This window comes from Synechococcus sp. BA-120 BA3 (assembly GCF_034931285.1).
Lineage (GTDB): Bacteria > Cyanobacteriota > Cyanobacteriia > PCC-6307 > Cyanobiaceae > Cyanobium.
Genome location: NZ_JAYGHZ010000349.1, coordinates 1 through 5,771, shown reverse-complemented (window position 1 = coordinate 5,771; position 5,771 = coordinate 1). Strand labels below are relative to the sequence as shown.

Sequence of the window (5,771 nt, the reverse complement as noted above, 5' to 3'; positions counted from 1 at the left end):
GGCCAGGGCCACCCCCAGGCGCCGCCAGGGCCGGACCTCCGGTTTGCCGAAGATCAGCACCTGGGTGTCCGGCACCGCCAGGGCCTGCTCCAGCCCCAGATAGCTGGGGGCCCCGGCCCCTCCCGCGGCGTCCGGTCCGGCCAGGATCACCCGCGAGGCCGCTGCTCCGAGGCTGCGGATCTCCGGGATCGGCAGCCCCAGCACCGCCCGCAGGTGCAGCTCGAATTCGCTCAGGTTCTGGCCCACCAGCGTCACCAGGCCGGTGTCATGGGGCCGGGGCGAGAGCTCGGAGAAGACCACCTCCTCGGCGCCGGGCTCGCCGCAGAGGAAGAACTCCACCCCGAACAGGCCGGCGCCGCCCAGGTCGTCGGTCACGGCCCTGGCCATTGCCTGGGCCGCCCCCAGCTGTTCCGCCCCCAGCCGGGCCGGTTGCCAGCTGCACTGGTAGTCGCCCCGCTCCTGGATGTGGCCGATCGGCGGGCAGAACAGGGTGGGGCCCTGCCACTGGCGCACCGTCAGCAGGGTGATCTCCAGGCCGAAGCGCAGGAACTCCTCCACGATCACCCGCGCCCCCTCCCCCCGGGCACCAGCCATGGCCGCTTCCCAGGCGGCCGAGATCCCCTCGGGCCCGTGCACCACGCTCTGCCCCTTGCCCGAGGAGCTCATCACCGGCTTCACCACCACGGGCCAGCCCAGGGGCGCCGCCGCCGCCGCCAGTTCGGCGGCGCTCTCGGCATAGGCGAAGCGGGCGGTGCGCAGCCCCAGCCGGCCGGCGGCCAGGTCACGGATGCGGTCGCGGTTCATGGTCACCGCCGTGGCCCGGGCGGTGGGGATCACCGTGAGCCCCTCCGCCTCCAGCTCGGCCAGGGCATCCACCGCCAGGGCCTCGATCTCCGGAATCACCACATCGGGCCGATGGCGCCGCACGACCGCCTTGAGGGCCTCGGGGTCGGCCATGGCCACCACCTCACTCACCTGCGCCACCGCCATGGCCGGGGCACCGGCGTAGCGGTCGACGGCGATGACGCGGCAGCCGAGCCGCTGGGCGGCGATGGCCACCTCCTTGCCCAGTTCGCCGCTGCCCAGCAGCATCACCGTCCGCGGGAAGGGGGAAGGGCCTGGTGCCATGACGGGGTGCGGTGCGGATCAGGCGATCCTGACGCGGCGCGCGCCCCTTCCCCTAACGTGCCGCGATGCCTGCGGCTCTCCCCGTGATCTCCCAGGGCCTCGGCCCCCTGGCCTTCCACACCTTCGCCTTCAGCACCGCCGGAGACGCGGCCAACGGCCTGCTGCCCTTCGGCTGGAGCGTCACGGACTTCCAGACCTGGACGCTGGTTTACCTGGGGGTGTCGTCCCTGGCTTTCGTGCTGGTCTGGGTGGTGGGCTACCTGCGCCGCTGAGCGCCCTTGCTCCCCACGCGCTTGTCTGGCCTCAGGCGCCGGTCTCCTCCAGCAGGGTGAGCTGGCTCTCCGCCGATTCCTCGCTGACGAAGCCGTAGGCCCCGAACACCGCCGGATCGGGGTGGGTGATGCGCTGCCCCTCGGGGTGGCGCTCCACCTTGAAGCCCTCATCGGCCATGCGGCGCATCAGGGCGGCCGCCTCCTCAAACCGTGCCGCCATCGCCTCCAGGCTGGCGCAGTCGGCGGTGAGGCCCGTTTCCTTCCAGGTGAAAAACGCCATGGCCGGGGGTGCGACGGATCGGTCGGCAGGGTCGCCGCGATCGACGACAGGGAGCGGCCGCTCAGGGCAGCAGCACCAGTCCCACCAGCACCAGTATCAGGCTGGCGCCCCAGAGACCGAGCACCACGCGCTGCTCGGGCAGACCACCGAGTTCGAAATGGTGGTGCAGCGGCGCCATGCGGAACAGGCGCCGCCCCTGGCCGTCGGGGCCCTTGGTGGCCTTGAACACCCAAACCTGCAGGATCACCGAGAGGGATTCGGCCAGGAACACCCCGCCCATCACCAGCAGGGGCCAGAGGCTGTCGCTGAGCAGGGCCACCGAGGACAGGGCCGCCCCCATGGCCAGGGAGCCCGTGTCCCCCATGAACACCCGGGCCGGGTGGCGGTTCTGGCTGAGGAAGCCCAGCCAGCAGCCCGCCATGGCGGTGCAGAAGGCGGCCAGCACCGGATCGCCCCCATGGCCCCGCAGCATCAGCTGCAGCCCCATGCCGGTGAACACCACGGCACCGCAGCCGGCCGCCAGGCCGTCGAGCCCGTCGGTGAGGTTGGTGGCGTTGCTCTCGGCCAGGAACACGAACAGGGCCAGCGGCCAGATCAGCAGTCCGAGGGTCAGCACGCGGCCGAAGGGCAGCCCCAGATCCCCCGGCACCCCACCCCCCAGCCAGCCGCCCTGGTGGGCCCAGACCAGGAAGCCCACGGCGGCCAGGGCCTGGAGCAGCAGCTTGCCCCGGGGGCTGAGGCCCGTGTTGGTGCGGCGGGTGAGGCTGCGCCAGTCATCGACGGCACCGATGGCCATGTAGGCCAGGGTGACCGCCGCCACCGCCAGCAGGCGGGGATCCTCCGGGCTGATCAGCCCCCCCACCAGCACCCCGACGGGCACCACCAGCAGGCCGCCCATGGTGGGCGTGCCCGCCTTGCTGTGGTGGGCCTGGGGGCCTTCGTCCCGGATCACCTGGCCGAGCTTCAGGGCCCGCAGGCGCGGCACCCCCAGGGCCGACACTCCGGCGCTGACCAGGGCCGCCACCACCAGCGGCAGGGTCAGCATGGAATTGGCCACCAGGGCATCGCTGGCCAGGCAGGCGGCCAGCAGGATCAGGGCGAGCAGGGCCGCTGGGAGGCGGCCGTCGCGGGAGACCATCGGAAACGGTGCAGGGTGGAGCCGGAGCGGACCGTCAGTCCTCCCAGTCTTCCTCCGTGGGCTCGTCGGCCGGGTTGTAATCCTCCTTCTCGCCCATCAGCGCCGACAGCTCCTCCTCCTCCACCGTGCTCACATCGGTGCTGGCGGTCTCCTCGTCGGCGACCAGGCGGCCGCTGGCCTCCAGCAGGCTCAGCAGATCGGGCTCATCCCGAAGCGGCAGCACCGGCGCCGGTTCGTTGCGCCGGTAGCGGGTCAGGGAGGGGTTGATGGTGTCGAGAATGCTCATGCCGTCAGGCTGGGTCGTCAAGGACCGACTCACCACTCTATCGCGCCGCCCCCATGCCCCCATCCAAGCTCCTGGAAGTGGGCCGTCTCTGGTCGGCGGCCCTGGTGCTCAGCACCCTGCTGGCCGCCGCCGGCCTCACGCCCCTGGCCCTGTACGGCCACGAACAGGGCAGCAAGCCGTCGGTGCTGGCGCGGCTGGTGGCCGGGCATGATTCACGGGAGCGCCCCCTGTGGTTCGTCGAGGACCGGCGCCCCACCCTGGAGCTGGTGCGGCGCACCCCCGGGCTGGAGGCGGTGCGCTGCTGCCTGGTGTCGTGGGGGTACCTGGGCCCGGGGGACGGGGAGGGGCTGGAGCCCCTGGGCATCCACTGGCTGGAGCCCGCCGGCTTCGAGGCCCCCCTGGCGCTCTGGCCATGACCCGCTAGAGTACGCCCGTACTACATGGGATTGATACGCCGGCCTCTCCGGGTGGCACTGGTTCTCCAGAGGTCGCAGGATGGCGCCCGGTTCCGGCCCCCTCTCCCATCCCCCACCCCGCGCCTGCACGGCTCCAGCCGGCTGCGGCCCGTTCCATCACCCACCCCCACCATGCCTGCCGATTCCAGGGCCACGGCCGCCGCCGCCGCGTCTTCCTCCTCCAGTTCCCCTTCCACCTCCTACGTGTCCGCCGCCGCCCCCAGCGGCGATCCCCGGGCCGCCGCGGAGCGCGACAAGGCCCTGGGCCTGGTGCTCACCCAGATCGAGCGCAACTTCGGCAAGGGCTCGATCATGCGGCTGGGGGATGCCTCCCGCATGCGGGTGGAGACGGTCCCCACCGGGGCCCTCACCCTCGATCTGGCCCTCGGGGGCGGTTATCCCAAGGGCCGGGTGGTGGAGGTCTACGGACCGGAGAGCTCCGGCAAGACCACCCTCACCCTGCATGCCATCGCCGAGGTGCAGAAGCGCGGCGGCGTGGCGGCCTTCGTGGATGCGGAGCATGCCCTCGATCCGGTCTATGCCGCCGCCCTCGGGGTCGACATCGAGAACCTGCTGGTCTCCCAGCCGGACACCGGCGAGATGGCCCTGGAGATCGTCGACCAGCTGGTGCGCTCGGCCGCCGTCGACATCGTCGTGGTCGACTCGGTGGCGGCGCTGACGCCCCGGGCCGAGATCGAGGGGGAGATGGGCGATCTGGCGGTGGGCAGCCAGGCCCGGCTGATGAGCCAGGCCATGCGCAAGATCACCGGCAACATCGGCAAGTCCGGCTGCACGGTGATCTTCCTCAACCAGCTGCGCCAGAAGATCGGCGTCACCTACGGCAACCCGGAAACCACCACCGGTGGCAACGCCCTCAAGTTCTATGCGTCGGTGCGGCTCGACATCCGCCGCATCCAGACCCTCAAGCGCGGCACCGAGGAGTACGGGATCCGGGCCAAGGTGAAGGTGGCCAAGAACAAGGTGGCGCCCCCCTTCCGCATCGCCGAGTTCGACATTCTCTTCGGCCGCGGCATCAGCACCCTGGGCTGCCTGCTCGATCTGGCCGAGGAAACGGGCGTGGTCACCCGCAAGGGCGCCTGGTACAGCTACGAGGGCGACAACATCGGCCAGGGTCGTGACAACACGATCGCCTGGCTGGAGCAGAACCCCGCGCCGAAGGAGGTGATCGAGACGCTCACCCGCCAGAAGCTCACCGAGGGTTCCGAGGTCACCGCCAACTCGATGAAACCCCTGGCGGCGGCGGCCAAGCTGGCGGCGACCAAACCCGCGGCCGGTGCCGAAGCTGCCGCACTGGAGGAGCTGACCGCCGCCGGCTGATTCCGGGGGGCCCTGAACCGGGCCCCCGGAGTGCCGGGTTCAGGGCTGGGCCGGCAGGGCCGGCTCGGCCGTGGGCTGCAGCACCAGCACCACCCGCTGCAGTTCCTGGATGGCGTCGGCGCCCTCGAGCTTCACCAGCTCCTGGCCGTGGCGGGACTCCACCCAGCTGATGCCGAAATCGGACACCAGCAGGCGCACCATGTGGTTGTCGCCCAGGTCGGCGACGAAGGAGGCGCCATGGCCGTCGCGCCCGTCGCCGCAGGTGTAGCAGGTGGCCACATGGCCCTGTTTCCGCAAGGACACGGCCAGGGCCTGGAGGCTCAGGATCAGATCCTCAACGGCCGAGCGGTACTGCTCGGCCAGACGGAGAAACATCGATGGTTCCCATCACGATCCGCAGATCATAAGGATTTCTTCCGATTCTCGCCAGGCGCCGTGGCGCCGGTGGGGAGACCCGCACGCATGGCCCCCGCTCAGCCGTCGGCCAGGGTCCACCAGCCGGCCGCCGGGCCGATGAAGCGCACGGTCACCCAGAACAGGGCCAGGGCGCCGATCCCGATCCAGGCCCCCTTGGTGGTGATCGCCACGAAGCGGGACGCCTGATCGCGGGTCAGGGGCAGCCAGGGGGCGATGCGGGGTGAAGTATCGACGCTCCTGGCCTTGCTGGCGCGTGGCTTGTCGCGGGGTGGCAGGCCCTGCTCGGCCCGGCGTTTGGCTTCCCCCATCAGGCGTTCGGTGGCAACTGGCAGCAGGCTAGGAGTCGGGCCGCAATCGGTTTAGGGCCACCCAGGGCTCCAGGGCGGTGAACACCAGCCGCCCCCAGCTGCGGCCCCGCAGGCGGCCGTCCAGCACCGCCAGTCGGCCGCCGCTGCGG

9 protein-coding genes are annotated in these 5,771 nt (G+C 71.6%); 3 read left to right on the top strand and 6 right to left on the bottom strand.

Going from position 1 to position 5,771, the window contains the following annotated elements; genetic code table 11:
- Window positions 1-1,128: formate-dependent phosphoribosylglycinamide formyltransferase (purT, locus tag VB737_RS14435; RefSeq protein WP_500313979.1), on the bottom strand; the 1,128-nt coding region annotated here is incomplete at its 3' end.
- Window positions 1,129-1,211: 83 nt separating this feature from the next.
- Here purT and VB737_RS14430 point away from each other — a divergent pair.
- Window positions 1,212-1,400 carry a 5'-phosphoribosylglycinamide transformylase gene (locus VB737_RS14430; RefSeq protein WP_500313977.1) on the top strand — a complete coding sequence of 63 codons (189 nt, stop codon included), beginning with the start codon at window positions 1,212-1,214 and terminating at the stop codon, window positions 1,398-1,400.
- 31 nt (window positions 1,401-1,431) lie between these two features.
- On the opposite strand, the gene VB737_RS14425 is transcribed toward VB737_RS14430, so the two are convergent.
- The 3 genes from VB737_RS14425 to VB737_RS14415 form a co-directional block, all read right to left on the bottom strand.
- Window positions 1,432-1,680: a hypothetical protein gene (locus VB737_RS14425; protein WP_500313975.1), complete on the bottom strand. Its 249-nt coding sequence runs from the start codon at window positions 1,678-1,680 to the stop codon at window positions 1,432-1,434.
- Between the two features lie 61 nt (window positions 1,681-1,741).
- Window positions 1,742-2,818, bottom strand: a complete 1,077-nt coding sequence (gene mraY / locus VB737_RS14420; protein ID WP_500313973.1) for a phospho-N-acetylmuramoyl-pentapeptide-transferase — start codon at window positions 2,816-2,818, stop codon at window positions 1,742-1,744.
- Window positions 2,819-2,852: 34 nt separating this feature from the next.
- A complete protein-coding gene (locus VB737_RS14415) occupies window positions 2,853-3,104 on the bottom strand; it encodes a DUF3134 family protein (protein WP_190542168.1) in 252 nt (83 codons plus the stop codon).
- 53 nt (window positions 3,105-3,157) lie between these two features.
- On the opposite strand from VB737_RS14415, the gene VB737_RS14410 reads away from it, so the two are divergent.
- Both VB737_RS14410 and recA read left to right on the top strand, forming a co-directional pair.
- The gene (locus tag VB737_RS14410; protein ID WP_500313971.1) at window positions 3,158-3,520 is read left to right on the top strand and encodes a hypothetical protein; all 363 of its coding nucleotides are present in this window, start codon (window positions 3,158-3,160) and stop codon (window positions 3,518-3,520) included.
- A gap of 171 nt (window positions 3,521-3,691) precedes the next feature.
- Complete coding sequence (recA, locus tag VB737_RS14405) at window positions 3,692-4,897, top strand: recombinase RecA (protein WP_500313969.1); 1,206 nt, start codon at window positions 3,692-3,694, stop codon at window positions 4,895-4,897.
- 39 nt (window positions 4,898-4,936) lie between these two features.
- Here the strand turns inward: recA and VB737_RS14400 are convergent, their stop codons facing one another.
- Window positions 4,937-5,272 (bottom strand): DUF1815 family protein, encoded by a 336-nt coding sequence (locus VB737_RS14400; protein WP_500313967.1) that lies wholly within the window; start codon window positions 5,270-5,272, stop codon window positions 4,937-4,939.
- Window positions 5,273-5,370: 98 nt separating this feature from the next.
- Window positions 5,371-5,622 carry a DUF2839 domain-containing protein gene (locus VB737_RS14395; RefSeq protein WP_500313965.1) on the bottom strand — a complete coding sequence of 84 codons (252 nt, stop codon included), beginning with the start codon at window positions 5,620-5,622 and terminating at the stop codon, window positions 5,371-5,373.
- Between the last annotated feature and the right edge of the window lie 149 nt (window positions 5,623-5,771).

Bases quoted from the DNA above. Each gene is read 5' to 3' on its own strand.
- VB737_RS14425 (WP_500313975.1), bottom strand. From the start codon at position 1,680: ATGGCGTTTTTCACCTGGAAGGAAACGGGCCTCACCGCCGACTGCGCC.
- mraY (WP_500313973.1), bottom strand. From the start codon at position 2,818: ATGGTCTCCCGCGACGGCCGCCTCCCAGCGGCCCTGCTCGCCCTGATC.
- VB737_RS14415 (WP_190542168.1), bottom strand. From the start codon at position 3,104: ATGAGCATTCTCGACACCATCAACCCCTCCCTGACCCGCTACCGGCGC.
- VB737_RS14410 (WP_500313971.1), top strand. From the start codon at position 3,158: ATGCCCCCATCCAAGCTCCTGGAAGTGGGCCGTCTCTGGTCGGCGGCC.
- recA (WP_500313969.1), top strand. From the start codon at position 3,692: ATGCCTGCCGATTCCAGGGCCACGGCCGCCGCCGCCGCGTCTTCCTCC.
- VB737_RS14400 (WP_500313967.1), bottom strand. From the start codon at position 5,272: ATGTTTCTCCGTCTGGCCGAGCAGTACCGCTCGGCCGTTGAGGATCTG.
- VB737_RS14395 (WP_500313965.1), bottom strand. From the start codon at position 5,622: ATGGGGGAAGCCAAACGCCGGGCCGAGCAGGGCCTGCCACCCCGCGAC.